This window comes from Micromonospora sp. WMMD708, assembly GCF_049315245.1.
Lineage (GTDB): Bacteria > Actinomycetota > Actinomycetes > Mycobacteriales > Micromonosporaceae > Micromonospora > Micromonospora wenchangensis.
Map to the genome: position 1 here is coordinate 5,233,249 of NZ_CP186060.1, position 25,266 is coordinate 5,258,514.

Below are 25,266 nucleotides of genomic sequence, written 5' to 3' on the forward strand. Positions count from 1 at the left end.
CCCGTCATCCGGCCCGGACATCACGAGAAAGGAGAGTTCACGTGCGGGTTCTGCTGGTCAATACGCCCTGGACTTCCATCGACGTCCCCTCGTTGGCGATTGGAATCCTCACCAACAGTGTCCGCCAGAAATTGCCGGATGCCGAGGTGGAGGCCGTCCACGCGAATCTCGACTTCGTCGACTGGGTGGTCGACCGGACGGAGTTCGGGCTGAGCGACTATTACTACTACTCACTGTTCACCTATTTCGCCGGCTGCGGCGACTGGGTCTTCTCCTCCGCCCTGTACGACGATCCGCAATGGCGCGTGAAAGAGTTCACCGACCGCGTCCGGACCCAGATGACCGAGCGGGAACTCGCGCTCAACCTGGAGCTGCACCGCCTGGCGCCGGAGTTCGTCGCCGAGCTGGCCGACCGGATCGTCGCCCGGGAACCCGACGTGGTCGGCTTCACCTCCACGTTCCAGCAGAACGCCGCCGCGCTGGCGACCGCGCGGGCGGTCAAGAAGCGGGCCCCCGGCATCCGTACGGTGATGGGTGGCGCGAACTGCGACGGCGAGCAGGGTGCCGCGATCCACCGCAACTTCTCGTTCGTCGACTACGTGGTCCGTGGCGAGGGCGAGGCGGTGTTCCCCCGGCTGCTCGCCGCGATCGGCACGACCCTGCCGGCGGCCGACGCGACGGTGCCGGCGGCCGAGGTGCCGGCGCCGGCGAGGGCCGGCGCGGTGCCGGCGGACGCGCTGACCGGCATCGAGGGCCTGTGCTGGGCCGACGCCGACGGCCGCTCGGTGGCGAACCCGATGAGCAGCAAGCCGCTGCCGCCGGCCGAGATCGTCGCCCCGGACTACGGGGGCTACTTCGAGCGGCTGGCCGCCTCCCGGGCCCGCAACTGGGTCGAGCCCCGGCTGGTCGTCGAGGGCGCGCGGGGCTGCTGGTGGGGCGAGAAGCACCACTGCACGTTCTGCGGCCTCAACGGTTCGTTCATGCAGTTCCGCAGCAAGCATCCGGGGCGGTTCTACGACGAGATCATCGAACTGGTCGAGCGGCACCAGGTGCTGGACATGTTCGTCGTGGACAACATCCTGGACATGAGCTACGTGACCTCGCTGCTGCCCCGGCTCACCGAGTCCGGCTACGACCTGCGGTTGCAGTACGAGATCAAGTCCAACATGAAGGGCCCGCAGGTGCAGGCGCTGGCCGACGCCGGCCTGGTCAGCGTGCAGCCCGGCATCGAGAGCCTGAGCAGCCGGGTGCTCAAGCTGATGGACAAGGGGGTCAGCGGCTGCCTCAACATCCGCATGCTGCGCGACGCCGAGACCAGCGGGATCACCATCGCCTGGAACTACCTGTACGGGTTCCCCGGCGAGACAGACGCCGACTACCTGCCGGTCATCGAGCAGATGCCGGCCCTGCACCACCTGTGCCCGGCCGACGGCAGCACCCGGATCGCCATCGAACGGTTCAGCCCGTTCTTCGTCCGCCCCGAACTCGGCTTCACCGACCTGCGACCGGCGGCCCAGTACCGGCTGATCTACGACCTGCCCGAGTCGGAGCTGATGGACCTGGCGTACCTGTTCGACGTCCCGCCGCAGGGCATCGACGGCGAGACGGCCGACCGGCTGGACCGGGCGGTCACGCAGTGGCAGCACGAGTACGCCCGCAGCCGGCTCACCCACCACGACCTCGGCGACGAGATCGTGCTGGTCAGCCGGCGCAAGCACTTCGACTGGCACGTGCTGCGGCTGACCGACCCGGTCGAGGTGGCCGTCTTCCGGCAGCTCGACCAGCCGCACAGCATCGCCGCGCTGAGCCGGCGGCTGTCGGTCGACGAGCCGGTACTTACGGCGTTGCTGCGGCGCTGGCGCGATCTCGGCCTGGTCTACGAGGACGCCGGGCAGTTCATCCAGATCGCCCCGCAGGCGATGAACCAGGACCTGCTGCGCATCGACCACCTGCACCTGGAACGCGAGGCCGCGGAGACCCGGGCCGCCGCCGGGGCGGGCGAGCCGGCCGTGCTCACCGCGGTCTGAGGGGAGGGAACGTGTCCACCATCGACACCGGTCTGCGGCCCATCCTGGTCGGTCTCGCCCGGGACCACGACCCGGCCGTCCTGTCCATTCCCGGGATGACCATCGGTCCGGCCGAGCTGCGCGAGCCGGCCGCCGATGCGGTCGCCCGCTGGCGTGCCGAGGGGGTCCGCCGGGTAGACCTGCCCGACCCGGTGGACCTGACGGTCACCGGGGACGGCGCGCCGGCCGCCGACACGGTCCGCCGGCTGGTACTGGTCCGGGAGCTGACCAGCCACGGCCTCGCCGTGGACTGGCGGCTGCGGTTGCCCGGCGTCGAGGCCGACGAGTGGCTTCCGTACAGCCACCTGCGGGCGCCGGTCGAGCTGCTCCCTCCGCCGGGGGGCGAGGGTGACCCGGCCACACAGCTCGACGCCTGGGTGAAGGGTTTCTACTTCGACAAGTGCACCTACCGTCGGGGCCCGGGCTTCGTCCAGGTACGGGACCGCCGGTCCGGCCGGCTGAACCTGCTGACCATCGACGATCCGGCCTACCTGGCGGTGCTGGACCAGTTGCTGGACGGTGCCGCCGTCACCGGGGTCGACCTCGCCATCGCCCGCGACTTCGGCGCGGAGGGCCTGGTCACGAAGATCGGCGAGCTGCTGGTGTGGCTGCCGCACCGGCTGCGCCGCTGGCCCCTGCCGTCGATGGTGATCTGACCGCCGGGAACCCGGCCGCGTCACCGACCGCCCGTCCATCCGCCCGCGACCCCGGGCCGGTGGGCGGGCGGTCTGGCGTCCACCCCGACTGGCGGTTCTCGAAACTTTCGGGTATACAGGTGAGACGCCCTCTTCGCGGTCGAATTAACACATGCCCTCCGTGGGCCCATCTCGGTGACAGCCGACGTCAACCCGTCGAAATCCGCCCCGCGTCGGATAGCTGCTCAGGACGATGTTTCGGGAAGATTTCCGAAACTTGTTGACAGGCGGAGCATCGACACCCTACCGTCGCCATCGACGGCACTCGATGCTGTCGACACCACCCACCGCGACCCGTCCCCCCGGTTCTGCTGGACGACCGGCCCACCACCGCGTGGTGGCACACACCGAATGACCGGCTGCCGCACCTGGCCACGGACAGTCCACCGGGTCGTACCGCGTCGCTGGCGTCCGCCAGCTGTCACGAGGAGGAACACGTACATGAGCGACACCTCGACCCGACCGCGAAGGAGCGGTCGCCTGCGGCTGCTGCTCAGCGCCGCGTGCGCCGCGGCGCTCGCCGTCACCGGCACGTTCATCGCCTCGCCCAACGCGTACGCCGAGGCCGACCGGACCCTCACCTCCAACCTCACCGGCACGCACAACGGCTACTTCTTCTCGTTCTGGAAGGACAGCGGCAACGCCAGCATGACGCTGCGCGCCGACGGCCGCTACAGCAGCAGCTGGGACCGGAGCACCAACAACTGGGTCGGCGGCAAGGGCTGGGCCACCGGCACCCGGCGGACGGTCAGCTACTCGGGCAGCTACAACCCGGGCAACAACAACACCTACCTGGCCCTGTACGGCTGGACCCGCAACCCGCTCATCGAGTACTACGTGGTCGAGAACTTCGGCAGCTACAACCCGAGCAGCGGCGCCACCCGGATGGGCACGGTGACCACCGACGGCGGCACCTACGACATCCTGCGCAGCCTGCGGGTCAACGCCCCGTCGATCGACGGCAACCAGACGTTCTACCAGTACTGGAGCGTCCGGCAGCAGAAGCGCAGCAGCGGCACCATCACCACCGCCAACCACTTCGACGCGTGGGCCCGCGCCGGCCTGAACCTCGGCACCAACCACAGCTACCAGATCATGGCGACCGAGGGTTACCAGAGCCAGGGCAGCTCCGACATCACCGTCCGCGAGGGTGGCAGCGGCAACCCGACCAGCGGGCCGACCGCCAACCCGACGACCACCCCGCCCGCCGGTGGCAACTGCACCGCGGTGCTCTCGGCCGCGGAACGGTGGGGTGACCGGTTCAACCTCAACGTCGCGGTCAGCGGCACCAGCAACTGGGTGGTCAGCCTCGGCCTGGGCGGCGGCCAGAGCATCCAGAACAGCTGGAACGCCTCGGTCAGCGGCACCACCGGCACCGTCACCGCCAGGCCGAACGGCAACGGCAACAACTTCGGCATCACAATCATGGCGAACGGAAACTGGAACTGGCCGACGGTCAGCTGTCGAACGGCCTGACCCCGACCAGTTCCGCAGCACAGCGCACGGCGGGCGGTCCCGGTGCCACCGGGACCGCCCGCTTTCTGTGTCGGTGTCGCCGCTCAGCCGCGTATCCACTGCTGGTTGCTGCCGCCGTTGCAGGTCCAGAGCTGGACGGCGGCGCCGTTGGCGGTCCCGCCGCCGTTGACGTCCAGGCACAGCCCCGAGGCGACCCCGACGATGGTGCCGTCGGAGTTCAGCCGCCACTGCTGGTTGGTGCCGCCGGTGCAGCTCCAGATCCGGGCCCGGGTGCCCGACGCGGTGCCCGCCACGTCCAGGCACTTGTTGCCGTAGACGGTGAGCTGGTTGGTCGAGGTGAGCGACCAGCGCTGGTTGACGCCGCCGTTGCAGTCCCAGATCTGCACCACCGCGCCGTCGCTCTGGCTGGCCCCGTTGACGTCCAGGCACCGGTTCGAGCCCGCGCCCCGGATTTCACCGGTCGGGGTGCCTGGGGAGCCGACGGCGGTCACCGAGAGGTTGTCGAACTGGGCGGTGACGCCCTGGCCGGTGCCGTACCCGATCTGGCCGGCGACCCAGGTGGAGTCGGTGGCCGTGCCGACGGTGGTGCCGTCGATGGCGGCGGTCAGCGTGCTGCCGTTGAGCGTGAACGCCAGGTTGTGCCACCGCCCGGTGCCCAGCGCCGAGGTGTTGCCGCTGGCCAGGGTGCGCCAGTTGCCGCTGGTGTTGTTGCTGCGGATCGACCAGGCCCCGCCGTCGGTCACCCGGAAGTAGTACCCGTTCATGTTCTGCGGGCCCTGGTGGTTGTAGGTGTTACCGCGCCCGATGAGCTGCGCGTAGCCGGACTTCTCCAGCAGCACGTCGGAGGAGACCGTGTAGTTGCGCCAGGTCAGGTCGCCCAGCAGGGTGTACGGCTCGGCCTGGCCGGAGGTCCAGTAGATCGGGGCCTGCTCGGACATCTGCCGGACGCACTGCCCGCTGCGGCCGGCGGCGCACCCGGCGATCTCGAACGAGCCCTGCTGGTCCATCAGGTACCGCGCCTCGCGGCCGGTCGCGTACGAGTCGAAGGTGTCGGTGTACGGCAGCTTCAGGTTGCCCTGCGCCGGGCTGACCGCCGTGCCCCTGCCCTGCCCGCTGGTGGTGGTGATGCTGTAGACGTAACCGGGCTGGACGGTGAGCGAGAAGCGCCCGCCGTTCGGGGTGATGTCGCCGCCCCGCACGAAGTGCTCGGCGGTGTTGTTGGAGCGCACGTTCGTCGACCAGACCCGTACCGTGCCGGTGGACAGGCCGCCGGTGACGGTGAAGTCGAGGGTCTGCGCCGCACCGGCGTCCATCGTCTCGATGATGGTGCTGTAGTCGCTGTTGTTGGTGGATTTCAGCGAGACGTAGCTGCCGTTGTTGCGGTTGCCGCCGATGTATCCGCTCGACGCGTCGAGGTAACGCCAGCCCGGCGCGGTGAACTGGGTGGTCTGCGCCATCACCCAGGCGTTCTTGCCGATCGAGTACGCCCCGGACCACGGCTGCTGGGCCACCGCCACGCCGGTGGTCGCCCACGGGATGTTCGGGGTGATGGCGGCGATGACCGGCCAGTTGATGTACGCGGTCATCTTGCCGTCGAGGTAGCCCCGGTTGATACCCCGGGCGAGCGCCTGCGCGCCGGCGTTGTAGTCGTCGGAGCCGTTCTCGCTGGCCCACAGCGACTTGCCGGTGGACACCGCGTTGTTGGAGCTGGGGCAGCTGGTCTGGGCGCTGCGGTAGCCGCAGACGTAGTGGCTGCCGAAGACCTGCACGGCGTTGCCGAAGGCCGGGTCGCGCAGCGACTCGTCGGCCGCGCCCCAGCCGAAGTCGTCCGAGGCGACGATCTTGACGTTGCCGTAGCCGCGGGCGTTGAGGGTGGCGCGCAGGTTCTTGTACCAGGTGGTGTTGTACCCCTTCTCGTTCCACCCGCCCAGGTAGTTGATGGTCAACCCGTGAGTGCCCGCGCAGTCCAGCCAGGCCACCAGGTAGTCGATCGAGTCGGTGGACCAGAAGTTGCCGTTGCCGATCCAGCCGGGCGCACCCCAGGCCAGGCCGACCAGGGCGATGTTGGGGTTACGGGCCCGGGCCTGCTCCATCATCCACCACTCGTAGCCCCGGTTGCAGTTGATGCTGCCCCGGGTGTGCTCGTGGCTGGGCTCGGCACCGGAGGTGGAGTTGGTGTCGCCGCCGATCTCCACCTTCATCAGCTGCATCGCCGCGCCGTAGCCCGGCTTGAACAGGTAGTCCAGGATGTCGCTGCGCTGCGGCTCGGGGTAGTCGATCAGCAGCCGGCTGTTGCCGCCGCCACCGCTGACCGCGCCGATGCCGTCGAGCGCCCGGCCGCCGGACCCGCCGTTGATCGTGATCGCGGTCGCCGCCTGGGCGGGCGAGGCGAACCCGGTGAGTACGGCCGCCGCCGCGACCGTCGCCCCGAGCAACGATGCGGCCCACCGCCGGGGACGCCATCCGCTGTGCCACGGTCCGCGCGGTGCCCCGCCGCCGCCCACACTCCACCGACGACTTGTTGAACTGAACAATTGACTCGCCTCCCCAGCCGGTTACCGGCCCCGAAGCTCTGCGGCGTGGGACGGGGCGCCGCCCGTGACCCGCGCAGCCCTGACATCGTTGATCATCGATGATCAGACGTCACATGTTAGGCACCGTAGCGCGCGCCGGTCAACGTCACCAGTGGAGCGAAACCGCCGATCAGCCCGCCTTTCGGCAACCGCCACGGGCGGAGGACTTTTGTATTGATCAGACGAATGTGCTGGCGGGTGCCCAGCACCGGCAGGAGGCGGGCACACCGCCGACCCGGCCGTCACCGGGTCGGCGGCGGCGCGGGTCGGCGGCGTGGCGCGTACGGATCAGCCCGGCAGAACCAACTGCGCCGGGGTCGAGCGGTGCGTGGTGGTGCCGTCACCCAACTGCCCGGACATGTTGTTGCCCCAGCACCACAGGCTGCCGTCGGTACGCACGCCGCAGCTGTGGTAGCTGACGGACAGGGTCTGCGTCCAGGTGGTCAGGGTGCCCACGCGCAGCGGTGCGGAGCGGTGGGTGGTGGTGCCGTCACCCAACTGCCCGAACCCGTTGTTGCCCCAGCACCACAGGCTCCCGTCGGTACGCACCGCGCACGACGAGTCCACGCTGGCGTCCACCTTCGTCCAGGTGGTCGCGGTGCCTACCTGGATCGGGCTGGTCTGCACGCCGGTGCCGGCGCCGACCTGGCCGTACCCGTTCTCGCCCCAGCACCACAGCGTCCCGTCGGTACGGTTCGCGCAGGTGTGCGCGTGCCCGGCCGTCACACCGGCCCACGAGGTCGCGGTGCCGACCTGCGCCGGGGTGGCCCGGTAGCCGAGGATGCCCACGCCGAGCTGCCCGTCGGTGCTGTCGCCCCAGCACCACAGGGTGCCGCCGGAGCGCACGCCGCAGCTGTGCGCGTACCCGGTGGTGACGCTCGTCCAGGTGGTCTCCGTGCCCACCTGCACCGGGCTGGTCGCCCGGGAGGGGGACGTGCCGACGCCGAGCTGCGCGTTGCGGTTCAGACCCCAGCACCACAGGGTGCCGGTGGTCTGGACGCCGCACGTGTGGTTGGCGCCCGCGCTGACGCCGGCCCAGGTGGTGGCGGTGCCGACCTGCACCGGGGTGCTCCGGCTGGTGGTGGTGCCGTCACCGAGCTGCCCGTTGTAGTTGCCGCCCCAGCACCACAGCGTGCCGTCGGTGCGGATCCCGCAGGTGTTGCTGGTGCCGGCGTCGACCTTCGCCCAGGTGGTGGCGGTGCCGACCTGCACCGGGGTGGTGCGGTTGGTGGTGGTGCCGTCACCGAGCTTGCCGCCGAAGTTGTCCCCCCAGCACCACAGCGTCCCGTCGGTGCGGATCGCGCAGGTGTGCAGGTCACCGGTGGCCACCTGGGAGACCGTGGCGGCGGCGAGGGCGGCGTTGGACGCGCCCCGCTCCGCGACGGCCGCACCCGCGACCGCCGTACCCGCCGAGAAGCCCACCGCGAGCGCGGCGACCCCGAGCGAGACCGCTGCCGCGGTGCCGGCGGTGCGGACCGCCCGTCGCCAGCGGGCCCACAGCCGATTGTCCTGTTGTCCGTTCATGTTCTGTTCTCTCCCCAGACGAACGTCGATTTCTGCACGGCGGAGGCAGCGTCGCCCCGGCGGGTCACCTCGACCCACCTCGTACAACAGTGACCCTATGCATTGAAACGCATCAATGCATAGGTCCCGCCGGAGCGACTTACCCCTACCGATGTCCTCCGCTGACGTCCGAACGGCTCAGCTCCGGCTCCACCGCTGGCCGGCGCTGCCGTTGCAGTCCCAGATCTGGGTACGCGTGCCGTTGGCCGTACCGCTGCCGACCACGTCCAGGCAGCGACCCGAGCCGACGGCGGTGATGGTGCCGTCGGCGTTGAACCGCCACCGCTGGTTGGCCTGGCCGTTGCAGTCCCAGATGATCACCGAGCTGCCGTTGGCGGTCGCCGCGCCGTTGACGTCCAGGCACTTGCCGCCGAAGACCCGCAGCTCCTGGGCGGCCGTCGAGGTCCAGCTCTGGTTGGCCTGCCCGTGGCAGTCCCAGATGATCGCCGCCGAACCGTTGGTCTGCGCGCCGCCGTTGACGTCCAGGCAGCGCCCGGAGGACGAGTTGCGCAGCGCGCCCGTGCCGCCCGGGGGCGGGGTGGTCGGAGGCGGGGTGGTCGGGTTGCCGGTCGGCGTCACCGTCGGGGTCGGCGTCGGAGTGGTGCCGCCGAACTGGGTGAAGAACCGCCACACCTCGACCTTGGTCCAGGTCCGCACGCCGCTGTCCCCGCCACCGTCGACCGGGCCGGGGGTGTGCCCACCGTCGAACGCGGCCCACACGACCGGGTAGCCGGCGCGGCAGCCGGAGTAGGTGGTGGTGATGTGGGTCAGGCTGCCGGCGCGCGGCTCGGGCGGGCTCTGCGCCGTACACCCGTTGTTGCGCACGAAGGTGTCCCGCAGGGACCGGCCGGCCGAGACGTTGAGCACCGGGTCCCCGATGCCGTGGATGCCCATGTAGGCGATCGGCTGGCTGCCGCCGCTGCACCCGCTGAGCTGCCCGCCGGAGTAGACCGCGACGGCCCGGAAGACGTTCGCCCGGGAGCAGGCCAGCGAGTAGCTCATCCCGCCGCCGTAGCTGAAGCCCAGCGCGAACAGCTGCGTCGTGTCGACGCACAGGTCGTTCTCGATCAGCCGGACCATGTCGTCGACGAAGGTGACGTCCTGGCCGCCGGGGTTGGCCCAGCCGTTGCCGTTGCCCTGGGGGGCCACGAAGATCGTGCTGTTGTTCGCCTGCTGGCGCAGCCCGTAGTAGGACCAGGCGGCCCCGTCCGAGCCACCCCCGTCGACGTCGTTGGCGGTGCCGCCGTTCCAGTGGAAGCCGAAGATCAGCCGGTACTGGTGGTTGCGGTCGTAGTTGTCGGGGATCCGGAGGATGAAGCTGCGGTTCTGGCCGCTGCTCTGGATGGTCCGCTGGCCGCTGGTCAACGTGGGTGCCTTGCCACACCCGGCGGTCGCGGCGGCCGCCGAGACACCGGCCGCCGAGGCGGTGGTGGTGCCGGGGCCGCCGGCGAGTGTCGTCGCCCCCACGGTCACGACGAGGGCCGCCGCCGCCGCGAGGGAACCGAGGATGGGTCTGCGCCTTGTCATGAGGGGGCTCCTGCCACTCGTCATGGACTGGTTCGGGGGTACGGGGTCCACGACGATCCCGACGTGTCGCGCCCCACGCGCTCCCGCTGACCGCACCCGCCAAGGACGGAACACCAGGAGGCGCACGATGCGCCCACGACGCCGGCCGGCTCGTCGCCGCAGCTGCCAGCCGATGGTCCCGCTGCCCGGCAGGACCGACTGGTCGTCGAACCGATCGGTGGTCCACGTCGCGCCCGGACGCCACCGGCCGAGGCCCGGAGCAGTGCCCCGGACGTCGAATCGATTCGGCAAGACCCTAGGTCGAACAGTGAAATATGTCAATGCCGTGTCGGGTCGGTTGCCACCCGGGGTCGGCCACCCGACGACGGCGAACCGCAGGTCACCCGGTGACACCCCGGGGCCGGGTCGTCCCGGCCCCGGGGACGCCGGTCAGTTGCGCAGGCTCCACTGCTGGTTGGTCCCGCCGTTGCAGGACCACAGGATGATCTTCGTGCCGTTGGCGGTGGCCGCGCCGTTCGCGTCGAGACAGAGCCCCGACTGGGCATTGGTCATGGTGCCGTTGGCGTTGAGGTTCCACTGCTGGTTGGTGCCGCCGTGGCAGTCCCAGATGATGACCGTGGTGCCGTTGGTCGTACCCGCACCGTTCGCGTCCAGGCACTTGTTGCCGTACGCGGTCAACTGCCTGCCGCTGGTGTACGTCCACTGCTGGCCGGTGCCGCCCGTGCAGTCCCACAACTGCACCTGGGTGCCGTTGGTGGTGCTGGCGTTGGGCACGTCGACGCAGCGGCCGGACTGCCCGCCCACCAGCCGGCCACCCTGCTGGCCGCTGCCGGTGCCCTGCTGGCGCACCAGCGAGCCGGACTCGGCCGACCGGTTGCCCTGGGCGTCCACCACGAACAGCCGGTACTCACCCTGGTTCGTCGGCACCGCGATGGAGGTGGCGGTGCCCGCCGCCCGGGTCATCGTCGGGCCGGCGGTGAAGGTGGTCGTGCCGGCCGGGGCCAGCCAGACCGTCCTTCCCGCGTCGCCGGTGCTGCGGATCGGGATGGTCGCCGAGGCGCTGGTGACGAAGGTGCTGGCGGGCAGCACGTAGTTCGGCAGGGAGAGGTTCGCCGCCGGGATGATGTCCCGGTACGCGTCCTCCAGCCCGGAGTTGGCCGCGATGGCGTACGCCGCAGCCGGCCAGACGTAGTCGGACGAGACCAGGATGTCGTTGACCGTGCTGTTCGGCAGGTTCTTGTTCGACACCTTGTTGATCGGGCCGTAGATCTGGGTGATGCTCAGGTCGTGCTTGCGCCCGAAGTCATCGGAGTTGATCATCCAGGTGATGTTCTTGTCCACGCTGAGCACGTTGTCCCGGAACGTGATGTACGCCGACCCCTCGTCCGGGTGCAGGCCGTACTTGTGCCCGGACGGCACACCCTGCAGGTAGTTGTTGGTGATCGTCGTTCCCGGCTGGGCACCGAGGGTGTAGATGGGTGCGGTGTCGCTGAGCCGCTGCACCGTGTCGATGATGTGGTTGTAGCTGATGGTGTTGTTCCGGGCCGTCGTGGTGGGCCGGTTCGGCGCGATCGAGCCCGATGACCCGTCGAAGTTCCACCAGCCCCAGCCGAGCGTGATGCCCGACCACGGCGACTTCTCGATCCGGTTGCGTTGGATCGTCAGGGTGTCCACGAAGTACGCCGAGATCGGGCTGTGCCCGTTGAACAGCACCGCGCTGTCGTACAGGTAGTTGTTCCTGATCTCGATGTTCTTCGGCAGCCCCTCGACCTGCGGCAGCCACTTCTCCCGGTTGGTCGACGTGCCATCGCCGAGGTAGACGTGCTGGGGGTGGCCGACGGTGATCGCGGAACCCGCGATGTCGTTGGTGACGTTCCCGGTCAACTGGCTGTTCTGCACGTCGTTTACCATGTTGACGCCGTCGGCGCCGCTGTGCTGGATGCGGTTGCGGCTGAACAGGATGCCGTCGGCGTTCTCCACCTGGACCATGCCCGGGGTGACGTCGACGTTGCGGTAGTAGTAGTCGTGGAAGTTCCGCTTGGCGTACGCCTGCGCCCCGAGGTTGCCCTGCTGCGCCTGCTTGAACGACGAACCGGCGACGGTGAACAGGTTCCAGTCGGAGTGCTGCACGGTGAGCCCGGCGAACGTGATGTTGCGGGCGTGGTTGTTCGTCGAGGTGCCGGCGACCCGCAGCAGGGTGGTCACGTTGTTCGGCGCGAACACCGACGCGGTCGCCATGTTCTCGGCGCTGCTCTTGTAGTAGTAGAGGGTCCTGCTGCCCTTGTCGAAGAAGAACTCACCCGGCGCGTCCAGGAACTCGTAGGCGTTCATCAGCTTGTGGCTGCCGCCGCTCTGGGCGTTGCCGTTGAACGCGCCCTGGGCGATGGCGGCACCCGGCTGCTGGAACAGCGCCACCCGGTTCGCGCCGTCGGAGGTGACCTGGCGTACCCCGACGATGGCGGTGGTCCAGGTGGTCGCCGTCTCGATCTCGATGTCCTCGGCGTTGCGGGCGACGGCCGGGAAGTCGTTCAGGTTGTACTTCGCGCCGTCGCACTGCGAGCCCGACTCCCAGGCCCACGCGGCCTGCCCGGCCGTGACGTTGTACGTCCCGTAGCAGCCCGCCGAGTTGATCGTCTTCGTCGCCATGACGGCCCGCTTGTCGTTGACGTAGAGCGCGCGCAGCTTGTTGGCCCGGTCCAGCGGGGCCTTCCAGATGTTCCCGCTGTGCTGGGTCCACCCGGTGACCGGTACGCCCCCGTCGAGCACCGGGGTCTCACCGGGGTAGGCGGAATAGCTGACCCGGTAGCCGTTGCTGCCGGAGTCGGCCGCGCCGAACTCGATGGTGCTGCTCACCGGATAGCGGCCGCCCCGCAGGTAGACCTGGATGTCGCCGGTCATGTTCGCGTTCACAGTACGCACCACGTCCCGCGCGCGTTGCATGGTCCGGAATGGGGACTGCATCGTGCCGGGATTGGCATCGCTGCCGTCCGGCGCGACGTAGTAGGTCTCCTGGACTGCCGCCGACGCCGGCAGTTGGTTCACGATCACGGCCGGGAACGCGGCGGCGACGAGCAACGCGCCGGCCAGCAGCGACCTTCGGGCGGTGGAGAGGGCTGGTTTCACGTGCCGTTCCTTTCGCAGGCCACCGACAGACATGTCCGCTGGACAGTCGTCCTGGGGGTGCGACAGTGAACCCGCCATGCGAACATGGGCCGCCGCGCCGGGAGGCGGGGGCGCTCCGGGCGGCTCGGCCGTTGGCGGGTTACTGGGAGATGCCGTGACCTTCGGCGGCAGGGTCCATGTGCGAAACGGTCGGGATCATCCCGTGCCACCGGGAACCCCCGCCGCCCGCGCACACGCTCCTGCCGTGGTCACGGAATGCTGCCCTGAAGCGTAGGCGTCGGCATCAGCGGAGGCAACCACCAATTGTCAACCACCTATGCGTAATCGTGATCGACGGCACCACCTTGGGTGCTGTCCGGGTCTGCGTGCGGCCTCAGTGCCGACGTTGCGGCACAACGAGCAGCGTCACCGAGTTCGCCGGGTACGTCGCGCTGACGCCGCCCCGGTGCACCCGGAGGTCCTCGCCCCGCACGATCGAGGTGAGGTCGGCCGGACCGTAGCTGAACCGCTGCACCCGGTCCCCGCCGCGGAATCCGGCGAGCGCGGTCCGGGAGGTCAGGTCCTGGCCCGTCTTGTTGACCACCATGACGGTGAGCGCCCGGTCGGACGAGCGTTGCGCGGCGTAGACCGCGAGCTGCCCCTGGTCGCTGCTTCCCGCCGACACGCTCACGTCGCCGAACCTGCCGCCGACGCCGTCGTAGTTCCGGTACATCCGGAAGGCGTACGCGCCGGGGTCGGTCGGTTTCGGCTCTCCCCAGATGGTGGCCAGGTCCAGGCCCTCGCGCCCGAAGATACCGAGCACGTCGGCCTGGGCGAGCGCGCCGTTGATGTCGTCCAGCGCGCCCCAGTTGTATTCGGTGATGGCGACCTTCGTGCCGGGGTAGTGCTGGGCGACCCACGCCTTCATCTGGCGGATGAACTGCAACGGCGGGGCGTTCACCCCGCCGGGGCCGATCCACGACTCGTCGACGTACGTCGGGTCCCACAGCGAGCGGGTGGACCGCAGCCGCAGCGCGTTGGAGTCCGGGTCCCTACCGCCGCTGATCTGCGGGTAGTAGTGCTGGTCGAAGTAGTCGAGGAAGCGCTTCCCGCCGTGGGCGTCGCTGAAGTCCTTCATGTTCTTCAGGTACCACTGGGAGAGGTTGAGCCCGCCGTGCGCCGCCGCGTCCGCGCCGGGCGCGCAGCCGTCCAGGCCGGACGCGACCCACTCGCAGTAGCCCCAGCCGGACGGGCCGAGCACCTGCGCACGGGGGTCGGCGGCCTTGATGGCCGCGGCGGTCGCCGTGCCCTTGCCGCCCAGTTCGTCGTAGCTCACCGGCTCGGGGTGCACGTCGCGGTGGGTGGAGCTCCACAGGACCGGCTCGTTGTCGAGTTCGTAGATCGACACACCGCCCCGGGCCGCCGGGCCGAACTGGTTCACCAGGTGCGACACCATCTCGCCCGCGAACGCCGGGCCGGCCGGGACCGAGGTGTCCGTGGGCACCGCGCCGGTCAGGTTCGCGTCGGCGTGCCGGCCGTTGCCGCAGTTGGGGTCCCACTGGTCGAACGAGTCCTGCTCCGGGAAGCGGGTGGCGGGGAAGCCGCAGGCGAACGGGTGCGACGAGGGTGAGTCCTTGGCCACCCAGCCGATCAACGGCACGGCGACCACCTGTTTCGTGCCGTGTTCCCGGTTGCGCCGCACGAACGCCTCGACCGTGTTGTCCGGCCCGGCCACGATGTTCTCGAAATACCAGTCGCTGCCGGTGTTGTAGGTGTGGTTCCTGAAGTTGTAGCGGCTGCTCGCGTTGCCGCCCCAGCGCGCCACCGGGGTGCCGAGTTCGGCGACGAGCGCGGGATCCCCGCCGTTCATGCCGTAGATGTCGGGGCTGATCCGGTGCCGGGCGGCGGAGACGTCCACGGTCAGGGTGGGCCCGTCGGTGGCAGCCGCGGCCGGGCCGACGCCCGCCTGGGTCGCCAGCAGCCCCACCACGAGAGATCCGGCCACCCCGATCGCCGTGGCCGGTCGTGGCTCACGCCGTCGTCGCACACCCATCGGAGCCTCCTGTCGCCGGTCGGCCCCCGGGGCCGAACCCCCATACACATTACGGGTCATCCATATCAAGTCAATCGATTCCATGAATCGACGGTCGACGATCTTTATGTGCTGCTGAAAATGTCGCGTCGACAGCAATTCCACGCCCGGGACGGGCCGGTGGCCGGACGGACGAGCAGGGTGGCACCCATGGAATCTGATGCGAACCGTCCGGGTGGCTGCGCATGCCCACCCGGACACGCTGAGCGATTGCGGTGGATCCGTTGGAACAAGGCGTCTACGCGGCCCGCCGGTCCGGCACCCGGCACCGGCCGGCACCACCGGGTGGCAGAGGTTCCCCCTGCGAGCCCGTGACTGCGACAGCCTCCGCCCTCCCCGGACTACCTGGCGTCGTCGCGCTGACGCCGCGCCCGTTCGAACTCGGCGACATCCGCCGTCCAAGGACCGTACCGGTCGAGTGCGGCGCAGCCACCACGGACGAAGGCGCTCACCAGCGTCCGGTACCCGCCGATCCCGTCGACCAGGCCGTACTCGACCCGGTACTGCGGGTCCGCCCCGCCGTCACCGTGGCGCACCGTCGTGATCCGGGCGATGGAGTCCGCGTAGAAGTGCAACTGGAGCCCCTCGCCGCGTTCCTCGTCCTCGATGGTGAACACCTCGTTGTCCGCGGCGGAGCGATCGGCGACGAACTGCCAGAACCCGGCGGAGGCGGACCGCGAACCGTCCCGTACCCACGTCTTCCGGCCGCCCTTGTCGTCGGTGAAGGACAGGGTCGTCCTGCGCGTACCCCCACCGGCGTCGGCGTGGTCGCCGACGGTGCCGTCGTCGTCGTCGACAGGTGTGCTCCGGGCACGGTCCGCGGCCTCCGAGCACATCAGGAAGCTCACCGTACGCACCGCGTCGTCGACGAGCCCCGGGTACGCGCGACGCACGGCCGCCTCCACGGTCGACGCGAGCCGGTCCCAGTCCCGCTTGTCGGTCGCCCGGTTCCCCCGGCGCGGATCGAGACCGATCCGCATCCCGGCGCACGCCTGCTCGGCGGTGGCAATCACCCGCAGGACCTCCGGCAGCAGTGCGGGGTCGACGGCGTCGGGCAGCCGCCTCGGCACGGTCGCGCCGTGCAGATACTGGCCCGTGTACCGCAGCACCTGCTCGTCGAGCGGCCCCAGGACGACGCCCCGCTCGGCGCGACGACGCTGCGCGTGGTGCTCCTGGACCCGCTTCTCGTCCGCCCGCTCCGTCGCCGGGCGCAGCGCCGCACAGACCTGCCCCCGGTCGAGCAGGTCGAGGTCGGCGCCATGGGCGACGAGCCGGTCCCGGTTCCACCCGATGCGTCGGAAGAGCGCGTCGACCTCCACGGGCGGGGCGAGCAGGACCGGATCCAGGAGCGCGACGGCGGCGTCCTCGTCGAGCCGGCCCCGCGTCCCGGCGGCGTCGCACAGCGGCAGAACGGCGCTCCACAGCAGCAGGTGTCGGGTCAGGTCCTCCCGGATCACCGCAAGGTGGACCGCAGAGACCGGAAACGTGAAGGTCCGCGGCTCATGGTTGGCGTCGGCCCCGGCGCCGAGCATCAGCTTCAACTCGCCGTTCTCGCGGATCACCCGCGGAAGCCAGCCGCCCCGCGCGAAGACGACGTCGCTCACGACCACCGCGCACACTCGACCTCGAGGCGCGGATCGGTGCGCACCCACACCTCACCCCCGGTGGCTCCGGCCGGAGCGTCGACCCGTTCCAGACCGAGGAACCCGATCAGTTTCAGCACCGTGGCCCGTTCGGCCCGGTCCTCGTCGGCACTGCGTGTGTGGAAGAAGACGTAGTACCTGTCGCTCGGGTCGACACAGCCGGAGTCCGCCCAGATCCGGGCGACCTCCTGGAGGGCTCCTTCCTCCGTCGTGATCGTCGCGGCGAAGGCGGCACCCCGGGTCTCCGGTGACGCGTCGAGGTCGGCGAGGTCGGAGAACCACTGGCCGAAGCGGTCGAGGCCGGCGTAGCCGTTCTCGAAGAACAGCATGGCGCTCGGCAGGTAGCGGTTGGCCCGGCCGGCCCGGAAATATTCCGCCCGGGGCTGGTCCGCTCCCTGGATCCGGGAGATCACCCCTCGACCGGGCATGAGCACCAAACTCTGCCCCGCTGCTTCGTCCCTGATGGTGTAGGTCTCGGCCTCCCGCCCCCGGAAGAAGGCGGAGAAGGCCATGTAAGCCTGCTGGGGGTCGTCCACCGAGACCTGCTGGTCGTCGCCGTCGCCGGTGGTGAAGACGAACTGTTTCGGTCCGGGGTGATAGGGGCGGGCCATGGTTCGTCCTCCGGTTCGGTGGATACGTCCCGCCAGGGTAGTTGATCAGGGCGGACCCGACTGCGGCCCTGGTCACAGACGAACCACGCGCGGGCGACGGACGCTGGACCGCACCACCGCCGGGGCGTCGTGGCGCTCTGTCGGATCTCATCTGGTCGTGACCGGCTGTTCCTTGGTCCGGGTGGGGCACTGCCGGTATTCCAGGGCTTCCGGGACCTCCCCGTACTGCAGCAGGCGCGGCTACGACCGGATCATCTGGAACTTCATCCGCTACGTCCTCGGCAACCGGCGCACCGGGCGACCACGCGTCCGCAGGCTGTCCATGAACACGGCCACACGCCCGGCTGATCACCCTCACCAGCCGACACCACGCGAACCGGTTCCGGCCGGGCGACCGGCGGACGCCGCTGGGGATCAGCCGATGCCGTCGACCGCCGCCCGGAGCGCGTTGATCGACGGATCCCAGGTGAAGTTCAGGACGGGCAGGCCGGAGGCCGCAGCGTTGCTGTCGCCTCCGAGGACCACCGCCCGCGGCTTGGCGGTGCCCTGCGGGACGACGAGATACCAACTGCCCCGCACGTTCGCGATGAACACTTCATCAACCTCCTGGTCCGGTGGGTTCGGGTCGGTGGCGTCCCCGACGTGGTTCTCGAAGTCGACGGTCGCGCCGAAGTTCGTCGGAGCGCCGGTGTTCAGCCAGAGGCTGGTGTGCACGTGCGGTCCCACGCCGGACTCGCTGCCGTTCGCCGAGGAGCCGGAGTACGCGATCGTCTGGCCCCGGGACACGCGTTGGCCGGTGGTGACGGCGATCCGCGACAGGTGCAGGTGCCGGGTGTAGTTGCCGTCGTCGTGGGCCATCCCCACCACGCGTCCGGTCGCGGTGGAGGTGTCGGTCTTCACGAGACGGATCGTGCCGTTCGCTGCGGCCACCACGGGAGTTCCGGTGCCGACCGCGTAGTCGGTGCCCGGCTCACCCGAGGGCGGCGTACGGTTCCGGTGGTCCTGCCACGAGCTGGAGATCCGGACGTTCCCGCACGGCCGCTGATAGCTGCCGGCGGCCCGAGCGGTGTCGGGAAGCAACGCGAAGGCGGCCGACACCCCCGACGCCGCCAGCGCGACGCTCGTGACGAACCCGCGTCTCGTGAGACCTCGCAGGTAGGCGATCCCACTGAGCTCCTCGGGTCGCGGGCCGCCGTGGCCGCCGTTGCAAGGAGGGTCGGGGCACGGCTCCCCACTCAGGATCATCAATGCAACCTACGGCCCCGTCCGACGCGGGGCAAGGTCGACCCTGGGGTGGGGACCGGACCGCCTGCCGCCGTTACCGACAGCGGGCGCTCCGGGTCGGCGCCGGGTGCGGGTGATGTCCGGCCACGTTCTGGTTCTGGTTCCTACGGGCTCACCAGCATCGTTGTTCAGCCCTGGATGGTGGGCCACGACGTCGTTCTCCTGAGGTGTTCGTGTGCTCTCGCAGCCGGCGACCGGCCAGGGAAGAAGAGGGGCTGTGTCACCGCCCGCGTACGGTCAGGTGGAGATCCTGAACGGCCAGGTGGGTGAGGTCGGGTAGCTGGTCCTCGTCGAGGGTGACCCCGTGCAGGTTGCCGAGACCGGTCTTCAGGTCGTGCAGGCCGTTGCCTCGCAGGTCAGCGCCATGGAGGTGGCAGGAGGCGAGGCGGCTTCCCTTTCGCATTGCACTGCTACGACCCGGCAAGGCAACGAGAAGCATTTTCCCAAGAAACCGTGCCCTTGACCAAGGCGCCTTCCCACCCAGGAAAGGCGAGAATTCACTCGCAGTTGTCGCATAAATCAAGCTGCTAGCCTCACGAATAGCGAAGAAGCCCGCCGACCGCGCCCATGGCGATTCTGTTCAAGGCCAAGGCGGCAAGCGATGATCCGACGACGTCCAAGAAAGATGATCTTGTTCAATCCACCGAGAATCTTGTGCAGGCGACCGGAGTCAGGTGACACACCTTCGCCGAGTTCGGTCCACATCCGACGGCCGCCCCTCCGACAGCGGCGGTAACCGAAGTAGCTGCGTTATGCAACGGGCAGATATCGAGCATCACGCCGCACGACGCCAGATCTGACGATTTATGCATATCGGGCATATGTCGTGCACCATCCGCCAACTGTCGGGAAGGCGTCAGGTGACAACGGCCGCGAATCTGCGGGGATGCCGATACCATGCCCTCGCCGATAGCGAGTCATGAGGAGCATTCCGTGCTGCGACGAACGGCCAAGAAAGTGTGGATCGGCCGCGCGGTCGCATTCGCTGCGATTGCCGCGCTCGCCTCATACTTTTCGCTAGTCGGACTGGACAGGGCAGACAAACTGGCCAGCGCCATCAGTGTACTGGTCGCTATCACCGCACTCGGAGCACCTTATCTTCTTCCAGTCGAACCGCCACCTTCGGCACCAGAATCCAGTGCAAGCAGTGCGCCGCCAGGACCGGTCAACATCTCTTATTCACAAGGCGTACAGGTAAACCAGGCATCGGGCAACGTCCAGCACAACAGTTGGCCGTTCATCAGCCTCGTACTCAACCCGAAGGTCATGATCTTCGCGGTGGTCGCGTTGGTCGCCGTTGTTGTCGCGGTCCTCTACATGAAGCCATGGGCGGCCACCGCAGATGTGCGCCTCGTTGAATATAGTGTGGCTCCGCCGGCCGCCGTCGGTGGAACCAGCTTCGAGGTTGGGAGCATGGGTGACGGGCCCGAGAAGCGCACCGACCGTGGCCCACTCGAGGTATCGACCACGCCGATCGACATCACCGTCAAAAATAACGGAAGCGCTTCCGCTGTCATCGTGGAAGCGGCGGTGGAGGTAGTGTTCGCTGAGCACTTGGAGGATTGCGCCCAGACCGGCGGCCCACTTCAGGTCGAAGCGAACTACGACGTGGCCCTACCACAGGATGCGCCAGCACGTCCCTTTACGGTGCGGCATGGCATGCGATTCGAGGTGGAACCACACCGGTCCGAGCGTTTCACGCTGACGGTCGGCCCACGAGAACAGGGCATCGAGTCCTGGGACGCGCGGCTCTACGTCGCTAACGTTTCACTCAAGCTGGATGACACTGATCATCCGCTCAAAGTGGGCCGGGCAGCGTGGGTAGCTCAGTCAGGCGACGGGTACGACAACCTCAACGCCGGCCTCGGCCGCGACGAACGGTGCCTCAGAGAAAACGCCTCCGTGCTGGCGCAATTTGGTCGCCTCGACGCCAAACGTTCCGAGGAAGCCGCGATACTGGTTGAACGATGGGCACACCTGACAGCTCGGGACGGCTCCGTTCACAAACCGACCTGCCAACCCGAGCAGCCGTACCAGCCAGAACGACAGGTCTACGGTTACTGCGCGATCTATACCAAGAACCTCCTGTTCGTCGACGTCTCCATCGCCAGCCCCGAGGAGGCGCCCGAGACAGACCTACTGCTTCGGATGATCAGCGCCGACGGCGTGGTCCGTCACAGTGTGCGCTGCCGTGTCACCGATCGTGCGACAACCCGCGACGTACCTCTAGCTACAGGGGATGCGAAGGGCGTAGGCATCGAGCCGTGCAGCGACAGGGACCAGAACGGCGTGACGCTGTACGCGTACCCCGAACAGGAACTCGGCGAGGGCGCGATGTTCATCAGCGTGGAGGCCATCGCCGCAGGCACACGCACGCTTCCTGACGCGGACGCCGCGCCAACTACATTGGTGAAGCGCAGCGGGTGATCGGCAAACTGGGGTACGAGGCCACGAACCGCACAGCTGACGCGACACAACTTTTCCGAGCTGCGGACATTTAGTGCAATTCCGCGATCCGGTGTGAGCGCGACCACCCAGCAACGACGGATTGTGGGGTCGAGCGCGACCTCCCACTCGTCGTGGTCGAGGTACTCGCGGACGTCCACCACCGTCACGCCGGCCTCATTGACGACATCAGCGGGGACCATGGCCGCAGCACGGGCGAGCGCATGGGCAACATCCACCTGCGGATTATTCAACGTCGTCGCAGCATCAGCGTGACATCTCCCACCCGCGCTCGGATCTGCCGCCCCGGATGTGACAACCGTCGGGCGGCGCGTTCGAGTCGGTCAGCTCGCCCGAGGCTGTCGAGGTAGCAGACGTCCGTGGAGCCCGACGCGACGCGGACCCGATACCCCCAGTGCAGGAGGACCTGGGCGACCTTCGCGGCACCGGCCGGATTGGCGGAGTGGACGTTGATGACGCCGACGTCGAAGGGGCGGTTGTCGAAGGCAGCCCGCTCCAGAACCTCCACGACCGGCCAGATCGTGTCGCCCCCACCGAGGTCGTGGTCCAGCCACAGCTCGTCCAGGTGCCGGTCGCGATACCGATCGAGGAGTTCCACTCCGGCGGTGCTGGTGCGGGCCACCTCCGCGCAACGGCCATCTACGAACGAACGGAGGTCATCGACCAGGACGATCGTTCGACGGGCATCCACGCGATGATGATGCCTGGCACCGTCATCATCTGACATCCGGATTTGCCGCGACGAGAGCGGGAGCCTGTCGTTGTAGGGACTGCGCCGGCCATCATGGTCGGTCATGAGGCTCGAGACGCTCGTCATCGTGGAGGTGGTGGGTCGGCCGGCAAGCTACTCGTCGGCAGCCGAGGCTGCGTGGAAGGCCTCGGTCCGTTGTCGTAGCCGAGGGCACACTCGGGCGAGCCGCGAGGCGGTCCCGCGCGACATCCGACGGTTCGATCATCACTTCGACGGGTCCCGCGAGGACCGCGACAGCGCCGGTCGCGTCGTCGTGACGGACCAACGCCGTAACAGTCTCGGCGTGGACGTTCACGGTCACCCGTACCGCCGCCGCTCGGGCCATGATGACCGGACCAGCCGCGATCACTACCGAAACCGGGCGGCCCGGGTCGACACCGGGGGTGAGGTCCAGTTAGCTTCTGGTCCTGGTTTCTCCGGGCTCGCTTCAGGATCCTTTGTCGTGTCCCTGGATGATGAAGAAGCCGAGATCAGCGTTGGTCGTCATACCGAGGACTTCCCGCAACGCCGTGCGGTACGGCTCGAACGGCCACCGGTGCTCCCCTCGTTCGAGCTTGCCGATGTAGCGGGCGTCACCGGCGCTGCGGCATCCCGCGTGGGCGTGGGTGTGGGCGTTGACGGCGTCAGCCAACTCCTGCCGGGACATCGGCCGCCCCGAGCCGGACGGAGACGGCAGCGCCAGCCGAGCCGCGCGAAGCAGGTTGTTCGGCCCTGGGTGATAGGCCACGACGTTGTTCTCCCGATGTGTTCGTGTGCTGTGCAGCGGGCGACCGGCAGGGCATGAGAACCGGCCCTGTCACCGCTTGCGCACGGTCAGGTGGAGATCCTGAACGGCCAGGTGGGTGAGATCGGGTAGCTGGTCCTCGTCGAGGGTGACCCCGTGCAGATTGCCGAGACCGGTCTTCAGGTCGTGCAGGCCGTTGCCTCGCAGGTCAGCGCCATGGAGGTGGCAGGAGTCGAGTTCCAGGCGGGCCAGTTGGCAGGACCGCAGGACGATGTTGGGTAGGCGGCAGTACGACCACGTGGCGTCGGTGAGAAGGCAGTCCACGAAGGCCACGGCTCCGGCGGCGGTGACCCGGGTGAGGAACGCGTAGTCGAAGCGGCATCCCTCGAACAGCACGTCCTTCAACCGAACATCAGTCAGCCGGGTGCCGGTGAACCGGGAACCCGTGACGGCACAGCGCTCAATGCCGACGCCGGACACGGTGGCACCGGAAAAGTCGGCACGGGTGATCTCGCAGCCGAAGAGGGACCCACCCTCCCAACCACTCTCGCTCACATCGACACCGACGAGCCGGCTACCACGGACAGTAACGCCGTCCAGGGTGCCGCCACGCCACAAGGCATCCTCGATGGTGGCGTCGCTGAGATCGTCGGTCGGGTCACTGATGGGGTCGAGATCGTCAGGGTCCAGCTCCGGGAGCAGAATCCGCAGCTCGCCGACTGTCGTGGTCCGCATGTGGTCCTCTACCTGATTCCGAGGGCGGTGCGAGACGGGCCGGCCGCCGCACCACCCGAGTGTCGGGAGTTCACTGTCAGCGCTTCTTCTTGTCCCAGTTGTCCCAGCCCGGACTGCTGTCGAATTTGCCACGGTTCTCCCAGGTGGGCCGGTTGTCGAACTTCGCGGCGTCGATCGACGCTACCGCCTGGGACGGTGCGACACCGAGACTGTCGAGGTGGTGCGGCGGAGCGTTGACGAGGGCGGCGAGGGCGGCGGTCATGCTGGTCCTCCGGTCGGGGTGAGATGGTCCGCGGTGGCGCGGACGAGGGCCTGTCGGGTGGTGCGGCAGAAGTTGGTCTCGCGGACTGTGAAGGTGCCGTGTTCGAAGTAGCGGTTGCCGGCCTGTCCGCCACGGCAGAAGTCGTAGAACCCGCACCGGTCGGCGCAGTCGTTGAGCGCGGTGACGAACTCGGTCACGTAACGCAGACCGCCGGCCCGGCCGATCATCGCGGTGATCGGTTCCTCGACCACGTTGCCGGCAATGAAGTCCCCGTACTCGGAATCGGTGATGCCGAGCAGTTCCGGTGACAGGAGCACGACCTGGCCGTCCCAGGACACCGTGGGAATCGGTTCATGGGGTGTGTGGTCAACGTGTCCGGCGCGAACGGCGGTCAGGTAATCGGCCAGCCGGTCCAGGTCACGGATACGCAGCCCGCTACCGGCAGTTCGGCGTTGCACGAGCCGCCGCCAGAACCGGTACGCGGAGCCCTCCGACACGGGCAGCCGGGCTGCGCCTTCCTGCTCCTCGATGTTGAAGCCCACAGACTGGCACCCAGGCAGGTCGGTGAAGAAGTCGACGAGGTCGTCGGCGTGGTCGATGGTCTCCGGAGTGACAACACAGATCACCGAGTACTCCAGACCCGCGTCAGCGAGCATCTGAACGCCGCGCATCGTCCGATCGACCGTCTGCCTACCGGCGCGGTCGACCCGGTTGCGGTTCAGGGTGCCAGGGCCGTCCACGCTGACACCGATCTCGAATCGGTAAGCGGTGAACAGGTCACACCACCGCTGGTCGATCAGAGTGGCGTTGGTCTGGATCTCGTGACGCACCCGCCCCGTTCGCCGTAGCGGCTCGAAGGCGGTGAGCAGGTTTCGGAAGTGGCCGATCGGCGTGGCGGTGGGCTCACCTCCGTGCCAGACGACGCTGACGGGATGCTCGCTGCCCTGCTGCTCGATCGAGGTGGCACATGCCCGCGCCACCTCCACGGTCATGAGACGGCGGGACCGGCGGTCAGGCAGGTAGCAGTAGGCGCAGTCGAGGTTGCAGAAGCTCGTCGGCTGCACGACCAGGGTGTGAAACACCTCCGCGATCGCCGGCCGCCCCACAGCGGTGATCACACCGATGCCGCTCACGATCACGCCTCCTTCGAAGACGCTGATGCGTCGGTCGTCGCCCCGGCAGAGCCGGCACGTCGCCTGGCCCAGTCGACGAAGCGGTCGAACAGGTCCTCGCAGTCGCTCGTCCCGCTAACGTCCGGCTGGCTCAGGTCGTCGATGGCCTCGTGCAGACATCCGGCCAGATAGAGGAACAGGCCGATCCGATTGCCCGCGTACTCCGCCAGGAGCGCGCTCCTGGCCCCGTCGCAGGGCCATGGATGGCCACAGGCGCGGCAGCCCCAGTGCGGACGCGACGGCACATGCTCGTGGCCCATCGGGCTGCGACGGCCCGCCGCAGTCGCCGGAGGGCTTTGGTCAACGCTCACCGGCGGATCTCCCCTCGGGTCCGCTGCGCGAAGAACCGACGCCACACATGGGTCAACAGCGGCGGATCCGCCGTCCTCGCCGGCATGGGTTCTGTCGACGCCGGTGGGCCGGGCCGCTCCTGCTGACCGCTCGCGAAGCGGGAGACGTACACGGTCATGCCCGCTCCCCCGTCACGACGCGTCCTTCGCAGCGGTGGGTCCACCGGGGCCCGG

At 68.8% G+C, this 25,266-nt stretch carries 18 protein-coding genes and 2 pseudogenes; 4 read left to right on the plus strand and 16 right to left on the minus strand.

Features of this window, described 5'->3' with window-relative positions:
- The first annotated feature begins 41 nt into the window (after positions 1 to 41).
- The 3 genes from ACN260_RS23035 to ACN260_RS23045 all read left to right on the plus strand — a co-directional run bounded on the left by ACN260_RS23035 (position 42) and on the right by ACN260_RS23045 (position 4,237).
- Positions 42 to 2,027 carry a RiPP maturation radical SAM C-methyltransferase gene (locus ACN260_RS23035; protein ID WP_422753001.1) on the plus strand — a complete coding sequence of 662 codons (1,986 nt, stop codon included), beginning with the start codon at positions 42 to 44 and terminating at the stop codon, positions 2,025 to 2,027.
- Positions 2,028 to 2,038: 11 nt separating this feature from the next.
- On the plus strand, positions 2,039 to 2,722 hold the full coding sequence (locus tag ACN260_RS23040; protein WP_422753002.1) for a DUF5825 family protein: 684 nt from the start codon (positions 2,039 to 2,041) through the stop codon (positions 2,720 to 2,722).
- A gap of 480 nt (positions 2,723 to 3,202) precedes the next feature.
- Positions 3,203 to 4,237, plus strand: coding sequence for a glycoside hydrolase family 11 protein (locus ACN260_RS23045; RefSeq protein ID WP_422753003.1), 1,035 nt, complete (start codon positions 3,203 to 3,205; stop codon positions 4,235 to 4,237).
- 83 nt (positions 4,238 to 4,320) lie between these two features.
- Here ACN260_RS23045 and ACN260_RS23050 read toward each other — a convergent pair whose 3' ends face one another.
- From ACN260_RS23050 to ACN260_RS23090, 9 genes and pseudogenes are all read right to left on the minus strand, one after another.
- Positions 4,321 to 6,672 (minus strand): ricin-type beta-trefoil lectin domain protein, encoded by a 2,352-nt coding sequence (locus ACN260_RS23050; RefSeq protein ID WP_422753004.1) that lies wholly within the window; start codon positions 6,670 to 6,672, stop codon positions 4,321 to 4,323.
- Between the two features lie 426 nt (positions 6,673 to 7,098).
- Entirely contained in the window at positions 7,099 to 8,334 is a 1,236-nt protein-coding gene (locus ACN260_RS23055) for an RCC1 domain-containing protein (RefSeq protein ID WP_422753005.1), read from the minus strand.
- 177 nt (positions 8,335 to 8,511) lie between these two features.
- Positions 8,512 to 9,900, minus strand: a complete 1,389-nt coding sequence (locus ACN260_RS23060; RefSeq protein WP_422753006.1) for a lectin — start codon at positions 9,898 to 9,900, stop codon at positions 8,512 to 8,514.
- A gap of 429 nt (positions 9,901 to 10,329) precedes the next feature.
- Entirely contained in the window at positions 10,330 to 13,023 is a 2,694-nt protein-coding gene (locus ACN260_RS23065; RefSeq protein ID WP_422753007.1) for an RICIN domain-containing protein, read from the minus strand.
- A 373-nt stretch (positions 13,024 to 13,396) separates the two neighbouring features.
- A complete protein-coding gene (locus tag ACN260_RS23070; RefSeq protein WP_422753008.1) occupies positions 13,397 to 15,055 on the minus strand; it encodes a glycoside hydrolase family 44 protein in 1,659 nt (552 codons plus the stop codon).
- A gap of 380 nt (positions 15,056 to 15,435) precedes the next feature.
- Positions 15,436 to 16,698, minus strand: a complete 1,263-nt coding sequence (locus ACN260_RS23075; RefSeq protein WP_422753009.1) for a DUF6357 family protein — start codon at positions 16,696 to 16,698, stop codon at positions 15,436 to 15,438.
- Positions 16,695 to 17,348, minus strand: coding sequence for a hypothetical protein (locus ACN260_RS23080; RefSeq protein WP_422753010.1), 654 nt, complete (start codon positions 17,346 to 17,348; stop codon positions 16,695 to 16,697). Before ACN260_RS23080 ends, ACN260_RS23075 begins: the two co-directional genes overlap by 4 nt.
- 414 nt (positions 17,349 to 17,762) lie before the next feature.
- On the minus strand, positions 17,763 to 18,593 hold the full coding sequence (locus ACN260_RS23085; protein WP_422753011.1) for a M23 family metallopeptidase: 831 nt from the start codon (positions 18,591 to 18,593) through the stop codon (positions 17,763 to 17,765).
- A gap of 259 nt (positions 18,594 to 18,852) precedes the next feature.
- Positions 18,853 to 19,011: pseudogene (locus ACN260_RS23090) on the minus strand (pentapeptide repeat-containing protein); the annotation flags it as partial.
- A gap of 554 nt (positions 19,012 to 19,565) precedes the next feature.
- On the opposite strand from ACN260_RS23090, the gene ACN260_RS23095 reads away from it, so the two are divergent.
- Positions 19,566 to 21,059, plus strand: a complete 1,494-nt coding sequence (locus ACN260_RS23095; RefSeq protein WP_422753012.1) for a hypothetical protein — start codon at positions 19,566 to 19,568, stop codon at positions 21,057 to 21,059.
- A gap of 379 nt (positions 21,060 to 21,438) precedes the next feature.
- Here ACN260_RS23095 and ACN260_RS23100 read toward each other — a convergent pair.
- From ACN260_RS23100 to amcA (ACN260_RS23130), 7 genes and pseudogenes are all read right to left on the minus strand, one after another.
- Positions 21,439 to 21,789, minus strand: a pseudogene (locus tag ACN260_RS23100) (cyclic-phosphate processing receiver domain-containing protein); the annotation flags it as partial.
- Between the two features lie 487 nt (positions 21,790 to 22,276).
- Positions 22,277 to 22,576, minus strand: coding sequence for a hypothetical protein (locus ACN260_RS23105; protein ID WP_422753013.1), 300 nt, complete (start codon positions 22,574 to 22,576; stop codon positions 22,277 to 22,279).
- 69 nt (positions 22,577 to 22,645) lie between these two features.
- The gene (locus ACN260_RS23110) at positions 22,646 to 23,308 is read right to left on the minus strand and encodes a pentapeptide repeat-containing protein (protein WP_422753014.1); all 663 of its coding nucleotides are present in this window, start codon (positions 23,306 to 23,308) and stop codon (positions 22,646 to 22,648) included.
- Between the two features lie 76 nt (positions 23,309 to 23,384).
- A complete protein-coding gene (amcA, locus tag ACN260_RS23115; RefSeq protein WP_422753015.1) occupies positions 23,385 to 23,570 on the minus strand; it encodes a multiple cyclophane-containing RiPP AmcA in 186 nt (61 codons plus the stop codon).
- The gene (gene amcB, locus ACN260_RS23120) at positions 23,567 to 24,703 is read right to left on the minus strand and encodes a cyclophane-forming radical SAM peptide maturase AmcB (RefSeq protein WP_422753016.1); all 1,137 of its coding nucleotides are present in this window, start codon (positions 24,701 to 24,703) and stop codon (positions 23,567 to 23,569) included. Before amcB ends, amcA (ACN260_RS23115) begins: the two co-directional genes overlap by 4 nt.
- A gap of 2 nt (positions 24,704 to 24,705) precedes the next feature.
- A complete protein-coding gene (locus ACN260_RS23125; protein ID WP_422753017.1) occupies positions 24,706 to 25,053 on the minus strand; it encodes a hypothetical protein in 348 nt (115 codons plus the stop codon).
- Positions 25,050 to 25,211, minus strand: a complete 162-nt coding sequence (gene amcA, locus ACN260_RS23130; RefSeq protein WP_422753018.1) for a multiple cyclophane-containing RiPP AmcA — start codon at positions 25,209 to 25,211, stop codon at positions 25,050 to 25,052. The genes ACN260_RS23125 and amcA (ACN260_RS23130) overlap by 4 nt, the downstream gene beginning before the upstream one ends.
- Positions 25,212 to 25,266: the final 55 nt, after the last annotated feature.

Coding starts and splice junctions, on each gene's coding strand:
- ACN260_RS23045 (WP_422753003.1), top strand. CDS start 3,203: ATGAGCGACACCTCGACCCGACCGCGAAGGAGCGGTCGCCTGCGGCTG.
- ACN260_RS23055 (WP_422753005.1), bottom strand. CDS start 8,334: ATGAACGGACAACAGGACAATCGGCTGTGGGCCCGCTGGCGACGGGCG.
- ACN260_RS23060 (WP_422753006.1), bottom strand. CDS start 9,900: ATGACAAGGCGCAGACCCATCCTCGGTTCCCTCGCGGCGGCGGCGGCC.
- ACN260_RS23070 (WP_422753008.1), bottom strand. CDS start 15,055: ATGGGTGTGCGACGACGGCGTGAGCCACGACCGGCCACGGCGATCGGG.
- ACN260_RS23080 (WP_422753010.1), bottom strand. CDS start 17,348: ATGGCCCGCCCCTATCACCCCGGACCGAAACAGTTCGTCTTCACCACC.
- ACN260_RS23085 (WP_422753011.1), bottom strand. CDS start 18,593: ATGATCCTGAGTGGGGAGCCGTGCCCCGACCCTCCTTGCAACGGCGGC.
- ACN260_RS23110 (WP_422753014.1), bottom strand. CDS start 23,308: ATGCGGACCACGACAGTCGGCGAGCTGCGGATTCTGCTCCCGGAGCTG.
- amcA (WP_422753015.1), bottom strand. CDS start 23,570: ATGACCGCCGCCCTCGCCGCCCTCGTCAACGCTCCGCCGCACCACCTC.
- amcA (WP_422753018.1), bottom strand. CDS start 25,211: ATGACCGTGTACGTCTCCCGCTTCGCGAGCGGTCAGCAGGAGCGGCCC.